We start from the raw sequence: 14,623 nt of genomic DNA, 5'->3' as shown, positions 1-14,623 counted from the left end.
GTATTTTGCTGATGCTTTGTAGATTTTTTGCTACCTTGTGGCCTTAAATTTATTTGTTTAATAACAATAACAACAGGATTGCTAGCTCAGATGAAACTTCGTCACTCTCTTGCATGCTGCATGCTTGCCTTAGGCACATTTAATGTATTCCCCTCTTTTGCCTCACAGTCCATGGTCAAACCTGGTTATTTTCGTGCGCCAGCATTAAACCTACAAACCTTGGTCTTTACGGCCGAAGGCGATCTTTGGACTCAGTCATTAGGTGACTCTCAAGCGACGCGTCTAACGAGTTTACCTGCACAAGAATTGGGGGCTACAATCTCCCCCGATGGAAAATCAGTAGCGTACGTGGCTAATTATGAAGGCTCATCTGAAGTTTACGTTATTCCTATTACGGGTGGGCAAGCTAAGCGTGTCAGCTTTGAAAATAGTCGAGTTCGCGTTCAAGGCTGGACCGCTGACGGTAAGGTGCTTTACTCAACCGACAATGCATTTGGCCCAGCGAATTATTGGGTACTTCGAACCGTTGATCCAAAGACCCTGTTAACGACTGATTTACCGCTTGCCGATGCCATAGAAGGGGCGATTGATGATAAAGGTGAATATGTCTATTTCACCCGCTTTGGTCTGCAAACTACAGGTGATAATGCCAAGGTATATCGCGGTGGAGCTAAAGGTGAACTGTGGAAATTCAAGCTAGGCAGCACACAAGAAGCTACGCCATTGACTCAGGGTCATCAAGGCTCTGTCAGGCAACCTATGTTGTGGCAATCTCGCTTGTATTTTATTAGTGACAGCGACGGCAATGATAACATCTGGTCTATGTCTACCGCGGGGAATGATCTTAAGCAGCACACTCATTACACAGACTGGCAAGTACGTGCTGCAAGATTAAATCAAGGCCGCATAGTGTTTCAACAAGGCGCCGATATTAAATTGTTTGATATCGCTTCAGCCAAAGAGCAAATCCTTGATATTAATCTTATCTCTGACTTTGCACAAAAGCGTGAGCATTGGGTCAAGGAGCCGATGAAATACGCAACAGCCACAACTTTTTCACCTAAAGGGGATAAGGTGGCTATTACCGCGAGAAGCAATGTGGCTATTGCGGGTACAGATGGGCAACGTCTGATTGAAATAGCATTGCCAGGTCACAGCCGAGTTAGTCATGCTGTAATGAGCCAAGATGGTCATTGGGTTTACGCGATTAGTGATGCATCGGGAGAGCAAGAACTATGGCGATATGCCGCCGATGGCAGTGACAACGCTAAGCAACTCACTAAAGACGGTAAAACCTTAAGGCTTAACCTGCACTTATCTCCGGATGGACGTTACCTTGCCCACGATGATTACGACGGTAATGTTTGGTTGTTCGATGTGAAAAAAGGCAGTAACAAGAAAATAATCACTCAAGGTGAGGGGTTAGGGCCATACGCCGATATTGTTTGGTCTGGCGATAGCCGTTTTATTGCGTTAACGAAAGCTGAGATGGGCAAGGCGCGTCCTCAAATAGTGTTGTACTCGCTAAAAGAGCATCGTGCTGAGTCGTTAACGAGTGATAAGTATGAGTCTTTTTCACCAAGCTTTAGTGTTGATGGTGACTGGCTATATTTCCTATCAAATAGAAAGTTTGTTTCTACTCCTAGCTCACCTTGGGGCGACAGAAACCTAGGCCCTATGTTCAATAAGCGCACGCAGGTGTTTGCAATTGCATTGAATGAGGACGCGCGATTTGCATTTCAAAAGCCCAACGAGCTGATGTCTGAACCGGCAAAGCCAGATGATGAGGTAGAGGCTCAAGTCGATTGGGAGGGCTTATCGAGTCGATTATGGCAAGTTCCGGTTGCTGCGGGTAACTACGATTCTTTGCAGATGGCAAAAGATAAGTTTTACCTACTCGATAGCACTATGAGTGGCAAGTCGACACTCAAGCTCGTCAAGTTCGATCCGCTCAGTCCAAAAGTTGACACTTTTTCTGCAGATGTAGGCGAGTTCAAGCTGTCTCAAGATGGCGAGAAGCTCTTTATTCGTAAGCAATCTAAGCAAGGCAGTGAGATGTTAATTGTCGATGCTGGAGATAAGCTTCCTAAAGAGCTTAAGCATACCAAGGTACAAACAGATTTATGGCAACTTGCCATTGAGCCAGCAGCAGAATGGCAACAGATGTTTGAAGATGCATGGTTAATGCACCGTGACTCATTTTATGACAAGAGCATGCGCGGCTTAGACTGGCAAGCCACTAAGGCGAAATATCAGCCATTGGTAGAGCGACTAACCGATCGCCATGAGCTCAATGATCTCTTTATGCAGATGATGGGCGAGCTTGACTCTCTTCATTCTCAAGTGCGTGGTGGCGACTTTGCCAAAGATCTCGATAAAGCTAAATCGGCCAGCTTAGGCGCGCGACTCGAGCAGACTAAAACTGGCGTTGTTATCGAGCATATATATCAGGGCGATCCTGAATTGCCGGAACAAGCAGCTCCACTTAAACAGATGGGCGTTAATGCTAAAGTCGGTGATGTGATAGTCGCTATCAATGCTAAGAAGCTAAGCAATATAGCCGATGTCACTAAGCTTTTACGTAACCAAAGTGGCAAACAGGTACTACTGACGCTAAAGCGTGGCGGTAAAACACACCAAACAATTATTAAACCTATCAGTCCATCTAAAAATGCCAAGCTGAGATACTTAGACTGGGTGCACCATAATAGTGAACAAGTGTCTAATAACAGTGACGGCAAGATAGGTTACTTGCATTTATACGCCATGGGCAGCGGTGATATAGCCAGCTTTGCAAGAGAGTTTTATGCCAACGTTGATAAAGACGGCTTGATCATCGATGTGCGTCGAAACCGCGGTGGTAATATTGATAGTTGGATCATCGAAAAATTACTGCGCCGGACTTGGGCATTTTGGGCTCCGACTCATGGTACGCCATCTGGAAATATGCAGCAGACCTTTAAAGGGCAACTTGTTGTATTAACTGACCAGCTGACTTACTCAGATGGTGAAACCTTCTCTGCTGGAGTTAAAGCACTGGGTATTGCGCCATTAATAGGTAAGCAAACTGCAGGCGCTGGAGTGTGGTTGTCTGGGCGTAACTCGCTCACTGACCGAGGTATGGCACGTGTTGCCGAGTACCCACAATATGCAATGGATGGAAGTTGGATTATTGAAGGCCGTGGTGTCAGCCCCGACATCGAGGTGAATAACTTACCTTACGCGACATTTAACGGTACAGATGCGCAATTAAACAAGGCGGTAAGCTATTTGAAAGAGGCTCTTGATAAGCAACCGGTTACCGAGTTCAACCCTAAGCCAATGCCCAAAAAAGGCATGGCTGAAGATGTAAATAAAGCATTTTAATGTACGCTAGTGCTTGTTTCTATCAAGCATGGCAACAGTGAAGTTTAGGGCGTTATTGGCGAAGCAGTTCCCAGGTCAATAACGCCTATTTTTATGGTAAAAATACACAATAGGATACACAATCCCGCATGAGTCTCCTGGCCCGTCATATATCGCTACCGACATTCTAGAAGTGTCCAATTCTGCTCGTGTTTTTAATTAAACCTTAAGTAAATTGCTGATAAATTAATTTGATAAAACGGTTGAATGTTGTCTGTTCAAGACACTAAACTGATTAAAAAGTAGCTCAGGCGATTTGAGTGTTAATAGGCTTTAATACTGAGTACCTGTCTGACGGCGGTTAGTGCAGGATTATCGGTGACCAAAGGGATGAGTATGACGGAAGATAAGGGTGTGAGTGCTAACGAGGATGCAGCGAGTAACGAGCAGAATAAAGAGGTCGAGCAAACCGAAAACAAGAAGAACACTAAAATTCGCAAAGCGACTAATATCATCTTAATAGTTGTCAGTTGTTTATTTGTATTTCACCTTGTCGCCGACAGGTTTATTCCATCAACCGATCTAGGTCGAATTCGTGGCTATGTGGTGCCCATCAGTCCTCAAGTCTCGGGTGAAATAATTGATATTTTAGTCGAGCCTAACACGTTAATAAAAGAGGGAGATGTACTGGCGAAAATTAATCCCCAGGACTATGAAATTGCACTAGATCAAGCAGAGCAATCCCTAAAGAAAGCGGGTCAAAATGTTGGTGCACAGACAGCCAATGTAGCCGCTGCTCAAGCGAAAGTGACGAATGCCCAAGCCAATTTAACCAATGCCCAAGTTCAGTCAAAGCGTATTTTTGCCATGGTTGATAAAGCGGTGATGTCCCAAGCCGATGCAGATAATGCCCGTGCTGAGCTGACAAAGGCTGAAGCGGGTGTTGCGAGTGCCAAAGCTGATCTGGCTAAAGCCAAGGAGCGTTTAGGTGCAGAAGGGGAGAATAACACCAATGTTAAATCAGCCTTGTTAAGCCTAGAGACTGCCCAAATCAATTTGGCTCGAACATCGATTGTTGCGCCCACTGATGGTGTGGCGTCAAACTTTAGATTAAAAGAGGGCGTTTATGCCAGTGCCGGTCAACCAGTGATGACCTTTATTTCATCTGAAGGCGTATGGATTGAGGCCTACTTTAGGGAAAACAGCTTAGGTAATATGAAGGCGGGAGATGATGTCGAGTTTGCTCTTGATTATGCGCCAGGAGAAGTCTTTAAAGCCAAAGTCGGCAGTATCGATTACGGAGTCGATTGGGGCCAGAGTGAGCAGACGGGCAAACTGGCACAGGTATCAGGCCAAACTGGCTGGCTACGCCAATCTCAGCGCTTTCCGGTGACGATTGTACTACCTGTAGATGAAGCCGTAGGGTTAAGACGTGTTGGTGGTCAAGCCGATGTGATCGTCTATACCAGCGACAACAGCATTATTAACCTGTTTGGTAAATTTTGGATCCGTGTGGTGAGTTGGTTCTCTTATGTCAGATAAAGATCTCTCTACTCGTGATTTAGCTGAGGCAGGTGCCAACCCTAGGTCTGGAGTGACAGCGGAGGCTATCTATACTCGGCGTGTACTGCGCTTTACTCTTGGCATTGGTCTCGCGGTAGCGGTGTCTGCTATTTGGGCTTGGCCACTCGCCTTTATTGTACCGGTATTTGTCGCCAAGTTTTTAGTCGACAGGCAAGAACCCACAATACAGACGGTTTATGAGCTACTCATCTCGATGCTCTGTACCATAGGCTTAGCTTGGTTGGTGAGTTTTGGCCCAACTCAATATCCCATTGTGTTGCTACCACTGCTGGCGATGATGATGTTATGGGGCTATTACCTCTTTAGCGATCCTAAATGGAATTTCTTCGCCACTATTTTTATTGTCGCGACCTTACTGCTGCCTTACCTGAGCCTACTTCAGCCTGGCGCTGCGATCATCGTTGGCGCGGGCTTGAGTTTTTCAGGTGTCGTGGCGGTGGCAATATTTGCACTACTACATGCTTTATTGCCCGATCTTTCTCCTAAAAAAGAGCAGTTAGCGAGCGCACAGCAGAGCCATGATGAACGCACTCATGAAGCATTTCGGGCGTTAATTATCGCTTTCCCTGTGATCTGTTTTTTCTATTTTTTAGAAATTTCGGGTGCGTTGTTGACCATGATTTTTATTGCCATCTTGTCATTGCAAGCAGCGGGAGCGAAAAGTATTAAGGTGAGTTTATTCTTACTGGTAACCAATGGCATTGGTGGGGCTTTAGCAGTCGTATTTTATAACTTACTGACTATCGTACCTGAACTGCAATTTTATATCGGTATGTCGATGTTAGCGGCTTTGTTCTTTGGGCAAAAAATTTATGCCGACCCCGCAAAAGCGCCTCTTTATGCAGGGATCTTATCGGCGTTGCTGGTGGTCGTTGGCTCTACGGCGTCTTCTACAGACAAAGATGTTGCGGTGAATTTTTATCTTAGGATTTTGCAACTATTTCTAGTGGGGGTTTACATGATTTTTGCCTCTTTCTTTTTGGAATCCCGAGATTGGACGTTTTTAAAGAAGCGTAATAGCCTTTAGCTTTTTACTCGTTAAGCTCAGCGGTTTATCTAAGCTGGTTACATTAGTTTATACCTAAGGGTTTATCTTAATCGTTACAAAAGGGATCGATTGCTTAAGGAGATAGGTCGCGAGATAGGAACATCAAATGAGCAGAATTGGAATGACAATTGGCCATAGGCTTGATCAAGCCGCCATTAAGCTTGATTGTGATATATAACTGAATCAACAACTTGTTTCCTGTGCTATATGTTAAAAGGCGCTGAAATAAATAATGGATTTAACTAAGCCTTGTTTAATTAATCTTCAATTTTTATCGATAAGGATGAAACTATGTTTCGAACCAATATACTAAAGCTCGCAGCTGTCACTTTTCCTATATTACTCGTCGGTTGTGCTACGGGTGATACCCCTGAAGCGAAAAAAATGCATGCCAGAGAGGAGACTCAGTCAGCGCTACAGGAGATTTATAATGAACATCCAGCGGCTAAGACTGCAGTGGCTAACTCTGTCGGCTATGTCGTTTGTACTGGTAGTAATAGCTACCTGTTTGCTTTGTCGACAGGTGGTGGGATCTGTGTTTTACATGAGGGCAGCAAGCTTTCTTATTATCGATTTGCAACAGGTGGTGTTGGAGCCGGTATTGGCTGGAAACAAGTGGCTTTTGTACAAGCCTTTACTCAGCGTGATGCGCTCACTCGTTTTAAAGAGTCTGGTTACGAAGGACAGGCGCAAGCTGAGGCAAGTGCCGAATATGAAGGCAGTGGTGAACAAGCATCGGCTAACCAATCAGTTGATGTGTCAGGTGTTAAGACCTATCAAGTTAACTTAATGGGCGCAGCCGCTCAAGCCACAGTACAGGGCTATAAGTATTGGGAAACCGACTTTACCGATGACTTTGTTGAGAATGATGGCTAACGCTTATTTGTGTTTGACGAATGAAAAAAGCTAGGTGATGACCTCGCTTTTTTCATTCAGCCTAAACTCGACAATCTCGCGGCTGGCAGGCCTTGTTCTGTTAGTATTTTATTTCAAAGAGCGTCTCAGGATTAAGGCTATTGGCAATGAAGCAATTGCTGTGAGACTTGTCATGGATCTTCGCTATCACGTCAGCGGTCACTTCTTCTGCAAACTCTATTTTTGGTTGTAACACAATCTTATTGATAAACAGCTTACCCGCTGCATTTTTGCCTAGCTCTGCGTATGCATCATCTTGATAAGAGGTGATAGGTAAACGCTTGAGATGGGCAATGGTTAAAAATGTCAGCATGTGGCAGGACGAGAGTGCTGCAAGTAGGCTTTCCTCTGGATTAATTTTGTCGGTACTGCCGTTGTACTCAGGCGCCGAAGATGCATTTACTTGCTGGCCACTGCCAAAGGTAATGCAGTGATCACGGTTAAAACTCTGGGGATCATCAATAGGTTCCTCTGCGGCAATCCAGTTGAGGTTAATTCTAAAGCTCATATGGCTAACTCTTTAATTAGATGTACGTGACAGCGACTAGGTTTAATCGATTAGGCTTAACTTTTCCAGTCAATATTGTATTGCTTAAAAAAAACTAAAGTTCAGCATACTCTTGGTAGGGGGAGATTCGTTTGATTTTAATCAAGGGTAAGTGATTAGCTTTAGCTGATAAGTTTAATCATCATTGGTTAATCTTGGAGTGCAGAGTGCAGAGTGCAGAGTGCAGAGTGCAGAGTGCAGAGTACAGAGTACAGAGTCTGAAAAAGTTAGGATGAGGTTTTAGCGAATTATACATCCATGTTGAGATTTTTAGTCTGTTGTAGATATCAGATATTGTATAAGCGCCAAATGAATACATATGGCTCATACATTGTGCTTTTATTGATACGGTCGATTAAGATAATTCATTAAGGCTTTTAGTCGTATCAACATATGTTTGCATGCTTGTGACTTGCTGTTGCTGGGCTTTTACGTTTACCTTTGCAGCACGAGCGTCATCATTATTCGATAGATAATATGCAGTCGCGGGAGATACTCCATTGTTATTTCCTGTTGCTATATTAGCCATGTCTGAATAGAACTGATACTGCATTTTGGCTTTCTTATATTCTACATATACCTCAACTTTTTCTCCCTCATTTGGCAAGGTGGATGGAGCTGGTCGCGTTTGTGCATCACCAGAGTTAGGGCTTTTGTTTGCAAGCTCAAGCGCTTGTGGGCTAAGGGTTACAGTATCGAGTGGTAGGCTTTTCGGCGTTACATTGAGACTCTTTGCACTTGCGTGCAGCAGATTTTCGCTCGCGGGTGTGGCTGTGCGTGATAGCGCTAAATTTGATGGTGCTAAGTGTGATTGATGCTGATTTATTTGAGTCTGTTCGGCACTCAATGGTGACGGTGTAGAGTGAGCAACAAGCATAGAACCTCAGTCATAAATATATTTATATGGCTGTATTCTAAAACCATTTTACTGTACATAAGCTGAACCATCATTGAAACGATGAGCTCAGCAGATATTCAATAAGTCTGATATTAAAATAATATTTTACTAAACGGTATAAAGAATTTTGTACCTCATGATTGCGAAACTCGCCTCTTTATACTGATTAGTATAAGACCAGAATAGTGCTAAATAGTGTGCTTAGTGCCATGGAATAAGGCAGAAACTTAGCGCGATAACTTAGCATTAAGATGACTAACAGCCCGGCGAATGACAATAAACCGAAGAATAGGATGCTGCCATAAGCAGCGCCTTGGGCTGTTATACACCCCCAGTAAATACTCGCGATACCTACCCAGCCGCCAATATAGAGTAACTTAGCTTGTTGAGGACTTGGCGCATTGCCAAATGTATCTCGGTAGTGAGAAAACATAGCCAGCGCAAATAGTCCAAATGCAAGATAACTAAATCCTAAAAGACTTAAGATCACGGCTTATATTCCTTATTTAGTCGCTGATGAGACTGAGGTTATAACCTCATGGTTTACAGTGCGTGTAGCTGCTCTACTAGCTATGACACCTTGCTTGCTAACTAGTTTCGTTCGAACAAAAAATAGTGCCGTACCGATAAGTACAGTCATTAAATCAAAGCCGACCAATGACCATTGGTGTAGGCTTATGTTATCCAGCATGTTGCTGATCGAAGTGAGGGCATTAAGAAGTGGAATAGCCATTATTGCGGTTGCTGAGAGCGTGATGACTGCGCGCCAGGCAGTTAAAGTGCGATTAAAACAAGCTAAAAGCGCGACAGCCGCAAGCGCAATAAAAAAGATATTGATTTCCCACTGAGCTCGGTTTACAAGCTCAACTGGCAGCAATCTGTTGGCATAGAAAAAGCTGGCTGTAGCCAGAGGGAGCCCTGCGATAAAGGTTAGGTTTAATCCTTCAACTAAACGCAAACCAAGACTGGCTTTTATGCCTTGCTTTAGCGGCTTTTGTTGTTTTTGACGAATTTTCACAGCCCAGAGTATTGCGCCTGTGGTAATCATGGCGCAGCCTAAAATGCCACAGATGAAAAATAGTGCACGTAGTAGAGGTTCGGCAAACCGTCCCGTATGCAGGGCGATTAATGTGTCGTGAGTATTTTGTACTGCAGAATTTGGCTCAATAGCAGCATTGAGTAGCTCACCGTTGATACCGTTAAAAATAATCGCAGCCCTTCTATCTGTGACGGCCTGGCCAGTATCTCGATAAAAATTAATTTTACTATTTTGGTCACTTGGATTATTGACTACGACTTGCTTGATAGGATCGTGAGGCCAAAGAGTGTTAACTTCTGGTAGTAATGCGCTAATAGAGACGGTTTGCGCTGCAATCCCTAGCGGTTGCGTTTGCACTCGGCTAGGGCGCAACTCTTTGCTAAATGACTTAGCGTCGCCATCATAGGCTGTCATCATTCCCCAGGGCATATACATCACCATCAAGGTGACTAATCCGGTGTAAGTGATCATTAAGTGAAAGGGAAGCGCTAACACCGAGCTGACGTTATGGGCATCGAGCCATGAACGGCTGCTCTTGTTGCGACGGAAACTGAAGAAGTCCTTAAAAATACGCTTGTGGATCACTATACCGCTAATGAGGGCAATCAGCATAAACATAGTGCAGAATCCGACTATCCAGCGGGCTATCTTGGCTGGCATATAGTGTAAGTCGAAATGCAAACGGTAGAAGAAATGGCCACCTTTAGATTCTCGGATATCGGTAATTAAGTTATCACCTTCAATTGGCACGATATGTTCAATAAATTTACCGCGTCGTTGCCCCTCTTCTGGTTGTGTTTGCCAGGCGTAACTCATATAAGGTTTGCGGTCGGTGGGAAAATTGACCCGCCAATCACGGGCATTTTTTGCATGCTCAGTTAAGTAGTTCTGAGCCCGCGTTAGCTCATTAGCAACTAGGTTACTGTCATATTGCTGGATAACATTCTTATGCAGCTCAGGTTTGCTCCATAGTGTGATTTCATAACGGTAATAACTTAATGTGCCAGCAAAAAAGACCAACAGTAATACCCAACAAACCAGTAAGCCAACCCAAGTGTGTAGCCAAGTCATACTGCGAAAAAATGAGTCTTTCATTGTTTAACCTATAACCAAAATAAACAGGTAAAAAATTCCGCTAAGGAGGACTAGATCGCTAAGGGCACGCCAGTGAGTTTGCACGCTAAAAGCCCAGAGCCCAGCAAAGGCATAGACGATAAATGACAACATCATCGCGGTTAGCGTATTTTCAAGAGGTGACAGAGGCAGTACTAATGCGAGCCAGGCCGATACCGTTGCGGCTAATAGGTAACCTGCAAATATGGCTGAGAATGCGCGTAACCCAATATTGAATTTATTTGGCACAACGGTTTGAAGTAATTTTGCTTTTATTGGTTTCACTTCGATGCACACCTAAAAACGTCAGTTTAAAAATACCAAGAGATCTATGTTAGGCATTGTACATAAATCGCAGTGAATGAGAACTGTTTTCATTCGTATCTAATGTTATGATACTGAAGTTGCGAGTCATGTCTCAAATAAACTGGGGCGGAGAAGGCATTAGGTGATTGAACTGGGTAAGGTGGGTGAGTTTATAACCGCCAATTGCTGTTATTTTGTGCGTAAGTGCTTGATGTGGGATCTTGAACCGAATAAATTTTACTTTATTCGGGTAAAGCGTGATAAAAATCAAGCCAAGGCAGCTTTTTTTGTCTAAATTAGTAGAGGAACAATTAGATTTAGCTGGCTGTTTGCTAATTATCTAACTCCTTAAAGGAAAGTCATCTTAGCTTATGCTTTAACCATAACTAAATGACCGTTTGATAAAAATCATTAATATAACAAAATTTGTTTTTACCTGATAAACACTGGGCTGTAGCGAATAAATTGATAATTTATACAAAATTTTATATAAATTATTTTTAATAAAAGCTTGTAATTTAAAGCGTTAACCCCAAGTGTATTAGGTGAAGTCATTGTAAAAAGGAAAACCTATGAAAATAAATCTTTCTGGTCACCACGTTGATGTAACAGATGTTGTAAGACAGTATGTCCAAGAGAAGTTTTCGAAGATAGAGAGTCATTTTCCAACCCTGATCGCACTCGATATTATTGTTACTAAAGAGCACGGCGAATTCCAGGTTGAAATTAGAACCAATTATGAGGGAAGCAGTATTTCAGCTTCTGGTAATGATCCCGTTATGTATCCAGCAATTACCAGCGCAGCTAAAAAACTCGATGCGGCACTAAAGCATCGAAAAGGACAACTAAAGGCTGATCTACATTCTAAGCCTGTTGTGACTACACCTGAGATTGCACATGAAAAAGTTCAAGAGATGAACTTAGTCTAATCTCTAAATGTATTTTTTGTCAGCAGATTTGTCTGCAGACATAAGATATAAGCCCTCGTTACCTAACGGTTGTGAGGGCTTTTTTATGGCGCAAGCACCCATGAACAGGTGCTTTATCGCTCTATTTTTTTCAACTGTTCTGAACTATTTAGCGCTTTTAATCGTTTTCCGCTTTTGAAAACTCAGTATGGTTTTCTTTTGGCGGAGGCGTCCAACTGCGTTCCACTTTCGAGAAGCTGCGATAACGTTCATCCTTCATTGCAGCGCTCAGCGTTTCTTCAAGCTGGATAAACATATCCCGGTAGTGGACGATGTATTTATCGTCTTCAGTCACCTGCTTCCAAGCTTCGTAAAGGGTGTCCTTATGAGTGGTTTCCGTCTCATAAAAGGTGGCTCGTTGTTGCTCTGCTTTAAATGGATGTACACCTAATCTTATTAGCGCATGCTTGCCTAAATTAAGCGCCGAATGAAAGGTCTCACTGACCATAAAGTCTGCCCCAGCTTTGCGAAGGCGGTAAAGGTGTCTGCGGTCAAAAGCGCGCGCCATCACAATTACGTGAGGATAGGTATGTTTTATATATTCGACTAAAGCTACTGCGCGTTCAGGGTTATCGATAGCGACAACTAACATCTTGGCCTGTTCAATGCCTGCGGTATGGAGTAGATCGGGCTGTGTTGCATCGCCGTAATAGCTCTTGGTATTAATTTTCCTTAAGTTTTCGACCTGTTGTACCTCATGGTCAAGCACCACTGTTTTAACACCGTTTGTCACTAGTAAGCGGTTAACAATTTGTCCAAAACGGCCCACACCGGCAATAATCACAGTGCCTTTCTCATCGATATCATCGGGTTCACGAGTATTTTCTGATTTTTCATAGCGAGGCAGTATGACTTTATCAAATAAGATAAATAACCCCGGGGTGAGGAACATGGATATCGCGACAACCAGCGATAACAGTTGTGCTAACTCATTTGGAATGACATGGTTTTGCACGGTATAGCTAAGTAGCACAAAGCCAAATTCACCAGCTTGAGCCAAGCTTAAGGCAAACAACCAGCGGTCACTGCCTCTAATTTTAAAAACTAAGGCCAGTACTAATAAAACCAAAGCTTTAATTAATATCACGCCAGCGGTCATCGCCATGACAGGACCGAAATGGCTGATGAGCACATCAAAGTTTATCCCTGCACCAACGGTGATAAAAAACAACCCAAGGAGTAAGCCTTTAAAAGGTTCGATATTGGACTCTAGTTCGTGTCTGAACTCACTGTTTGCCAGTACGACTCCGGCAAGAAAGGTTCCTAAAGCAGGAGACAGCCCCACTAGGCTCATTAGCGCAGCAATGCCTATCACCAACATCAAGGCGGTGGCGGTGAAAATCTCTCTAAGGCCTGAGCTTGCCACATAACGAAACAGTGGGCGACTTAAGTAGTGGCCGCTAACGACAACGCTAGCAATTGCCATCATGACAACGATACCGTAAGCCCAGCCAGGTAATCCGGCAACTAATGACAGTTCTTCATGGTGCTCTGCGGCGCTTTGGGTAACAGATTGCGCCTTTTCGACTAATTCAGGCAAGGCTAGCAGCGGAATAAATGCCAGCATGGGGATCACGGCTATATCTTGAAATAAAAGCACTGAAAAGGCATTTTTGCCGCCTTCAGTCTTGGTTAGGTTTTTCTCATTAAAGGTCTGTAACACGATGGCGGTCGAAGACAGTGAAAAAATCATCCCCACCGTTAGGGCGATACTCCAGCCATAATCAAAGCTAAGAGCGATTGCCATCACTACAAGGGTAGATAAGCCAACCTGCAGCCCACCTAATCCAATTAGCTTGTTACGCATGTCCCACAGCATTCTAGGTTCAAGTTCTAAACCAACAAGAAAGAGCATCATAACCACGCCAAACTCAGCAAAATGTTGCAGCGTATTGGTCTCTGTACCGACCAGGCCGATGATTGGACCAATCACGACGCCCGCCATTAAATAGCCAAGTACAGAGCCTAAACCTAATCGCTTTGCGATGGGGACGGCGATAACCGCTGCGCATAAATAGATAAAAGCTTGAATAAAATAAGCTGTCATTAGTGCTCCTGGATCAATTGGTCTAGATGGCCATTTAATTTGTCGAGTGATTGGGCTAGCTCGATATCGAATCTATCTTCACTGAGGGCCGTTAGAATTCGGATCCATTTTTCAACGTGAATATGAACTCGATTTTCCTCAAAGGCCGTTCGGGCACAGAAGAGTGCAAATGGTGCTAAGAAATTCATGCCTGTTAAGTTAGCCATCTGTTCTAGCGGGCTTAATAGTTCTTTTAAGGTAAAGTGGTTGTAACCATCGCTTTGGTAAGCTGATTCACTTCCCCCAGCGCTAAGGGCACACAGAAAGGTTTTACCATATAAAGCTTTTCCTTTTGCGCCGTAGGCAAAGTTGTACTCTAAAACCAGATCTTGCCACTCTTTTAAAATGGCTGGGGTGGAGTACCAGTAAAGCGGAAACATAAAGACCACTATGTCGTGGTCTCTGAGTCTTTGCTGTTCTTTGTCGATATTGATCCTAAAGGTGGGGTATTCACCATAGAGATCCACGGCCGTCACATTTGGCTGTAATTGGGTCGCTTTAAAAAGAGGGGTATTAATTTCCGAACGCTCTTGGGAAGGGTGTGCATACAGTACGAGGACTTTTTTTGCCGCGAGTGCCATTTTTTATCCAGTCGATTTACTTAAACAGATTGCTATTTAATCTAGCATAGGCAGCAAGATGCACTAAGTAATTTTAAGTATTTAGCAGGAAATCTCGTAAGCCCATTAGCGTGTATGACGGCTTAACATTGATTGGAATGAGTGAGCTTGTTTGACCGTATATTTTATTGTTGAGCTCGACGGTAAAAAGCGG

General features: G+C 43.7%; 12 protein-coding genes. 5 read left to right on the top strand and 7 right to left on the bottom strand.

Annotated elements, in window-relative coordinates:
- The first annotated feature begins 90 nt into the window (after nucleotides 1–90).
- From ACVBIU_RS11645 to ACVBIU_RS11630, 4 genes are all read left to right on the top strand, one after another.
- Nucleotides 91–3,366: a S41 family peptidase gene (locus tag ACVBIU_RS11645; protein ID WP_447163755.1), complete on the top strand. Its 3,276-nt coding sequence runs from the start codon at nucleotides 91–93 to the stop codon at nucleotides 3,364–3,366.
- A 375-nt stretch (nucleotides 3,367–3,741) separates the two neighbouring features.
- Nucleotides 3,742–4,887: an HlyD family secretion protein gene (locus ACVBIU_RS11640; RefSeq protein WP_447161120.1), complete on the top strand. Its 1,146-nt coding sequence runs from the start codon at nucleotides 3,742–3,744 to the stop codon at nucleotides 4,885–4,887.
- Nucleotides 4,877–5,956: a DUF2955 domain-containing protein gene (locus tag ACVBIU_RS11635; protein ID WP_447163756.1), complete on the top strand. Its 1,080-nt coding sequence runs from the start codon at nucleotides 4,877–4,879 to the stop codon at nucleotides 5,954–5,956. Before ACVBIU_RS11640 ends, ACVBIU_RS11635 begins: the two co-directional genes overlap by 11 nt.
- 312 nt (nucleotides 5,957–6,268) lie before the next feature.
- Nucleotides 6,269–6,853, top strand: a complete 585-nt coding sequence (locus ACVBIU_RS11630; RefSeq protein WP_447163757.1) for a lipid-binding SYLF domain-containing protein — start codon at nucleotides 6,269–6,271, stop codon at nucleotides 6,851–6,853.
- Between the two features lie 100 nt (nucleotides 6,854–6,953).
- Here the strand turns inward: ACVBIU_RS11630 and ACVBIU_RS11625 are convergent, their stop codons facing one another.
- The 5 genes from ACVBIU_RS11625 to ACVBIU_RS11605 all read right to left on the bottom strand — a co-directional run bounded on the left by ACVBIU_RS11625 (nucleotide 6,954) and on the right by ACVBIU_RS11605 (nucleotide 10,774).
- A complete protein-coding gene (locus ACVBIU_RS11625) occupies nucleotides 6,954–7,400 on the bottom strand; it encodes an OsmC family protein (protein ID WP_447161123.1) in 447 nt (148 codons plus the stop codon).
- A gap of 394 nt (nucleotides 7,401–7,794) precedes the next feature.
- Nucleotides 7,795–8,316, bottom strand: coding sequence for a hypothetical protein (locus ACVBIU_RS11620; protein ID WP_447163758.1), 522 nt, complete (start codon nucleotides 8,314–8,316; stop codon nucleotides 7,795–7,797).
- Between the two features lie 187 nt (nucleotides 8,317–8,503).
- On the bottom strand, nucleotides 8,504–8,827 hold the full coding sequence (locus tag ACVBIU_RS11615) for a DUF3325 domain-containing protein (RefSeq protein WP_447161125.1): 324 nt from the start codon (nucleotides 8,825–8,827) through the stop codon (nucleotides 8,504–8,506).
- Nucleotides 8,828–8,839: 12 nt separating this feature from the next.
- Complete coding sequence (locus ACVBIU_RS11610; protein WP_447163759.1) at nucleotides 8,840–10,471, bottom strand: PepSY-associated TM helix domain-containing protein; 1,632 nt, start codon at nucleotides 10,469–10,471, stop codon at nucleotides 8,840–8,842.
- 3 nt (nucleotides 10,472–10,474) lie between these two features.
- Nucleotides 10,475–10,774: a hypothetical protein gene (locus tag ACVBIU_RS11605; protein ID WP_447163760.1), complete on the bottom strand. Its 300-nt coding sequence runs from the start codon at nucleotides 10,772–10,774 to the stop codon at nucleotides 10,475–10,477.
- Between the two features lie 593 nt (nucleotides 10,775–11,367).
- Between ACVBIU_RS11605 and hpf the strand changes: the two genes are divergently transcribed.
- Complete coding sequence (gene hpf / locus ACVBIU_RS11600) at nucleotides 11,368–11,724, top strand: ribosome hibernation-promoting factor, HPF/YfiA family (RefSeq protein ID WP_447161128.1); 357 nt, start codon at nucleotides 11,368–11,370, stop codon at nucleotides 11,722–11,724.
- Between the two features lie 157 nt (nucleotides 11,725–11,881).
- Here the strand turns inward: hpf and ACVBIU_RS11595 are convergent, their stop codons facing one another.
- On the bottom strand, nucleotides 11,882–13,810 hold the full coding sequence (locus ACVBIU_RS11595) for a monovalent cation:proton antiporter-2 (CPA2) family protein (protein WP_447163761.1): 1,929 nt from the start codon (nucleotides 13,808–13,810) through the stop codon (nucleotides 11,882–11,884).
- Entirely contained in the window at nucleotides 13,810–14,430 is a 621-nt protein-coding gene (locus ACVBIU_RS11590; RefSeq protein WP_447161130.1) for an NAD(P)H-dependent oxidoreductase, read from the bottom strand. The genes ACVBIU_RS11595 and ACVBIU_RS11590 overlap by 1 nt, the downstream gene beginning before the upstream one ends.
- Nucleotides 14,431–14,623 lie beyond the last annotated feature (193 nt).

The organism is Shewanella sp. 30m-14, from assembly GCF_052977125.1.
Note: the sequence above shows the minus strand (reverse complement) of the source record. Positions and strands in the feature narration are given on the sequence as shown.

Coding starts and splice junctions, on each gene's coding strand:
- ACVBIU_RS11645 (WP_447163755.1), top strand. CDS start 91: ATGAAACTTCGTCACTCTCTTGCATGCTGCATGCTTGCCTTAGGCACA.
- ACVBIU_RS11640 (WP_447161120.1), top strand. CDS start 3,742: ATGACGGAAGATAAGGGTGTGAGTGCTAACGAGGATGCAGCGAGTAAC.
- ACVBIU_RS11635 (WP_447163756.1), top strand. CDS start 4,877: ATGTCAGATAAAGATCTCTCTACTCGTGATTTAGCTGAGGCAGGTGCC.
- ACVBIU_RS11630 (WP_447163757.1), top strand. CDS start 6,269: ATGTTTCGAACCAATATACTAAAGCTCGCAGCTGTCACTTTTCCTATA.
- ACVBIU_RS11625 (WP_447161123.1), bottom strand. CDS start 7,400: ATGAGCTTTAGAATTAACCTCAACTGGATTGCCGCAGAGGAACCTATT.
- ACVBIU_RS11620 (WP_447163758.1), bottom strand. CDS start 8,316: ATGCTTGTTGCTCACTCTACACCGTCACCATTGAGTGCCGAACAGACT.
- ACVBIU_RS11610 (WP_447163759.1), bottom strand. CDS start 10,471: ATGAAAGACTCATTTTTTCGCAGTATGACTTGGCTACACACTTGGGTT.
- hpf (WP_447161128.1), top strand. CDS start 11,368: ATGAAAATAAATCTTTCTGGTCACCACGTTGATGTAACAGATGTTGTA.
- ACVBIU_RS11595 (WP_447163761.1), bottom strand. CDS start 13,810: ATGACAGCTTATTTTATTCAAGCTTTTATCTATTTATGCGCAGCGGTT.
- ACVBIU_RS11590 (WP_447161130.1), bottom strand. CDS start 14,430: ATGGCACTCGCGGCAAAAAAAGTCCTCGTACTGTATGCACACCCTTCC.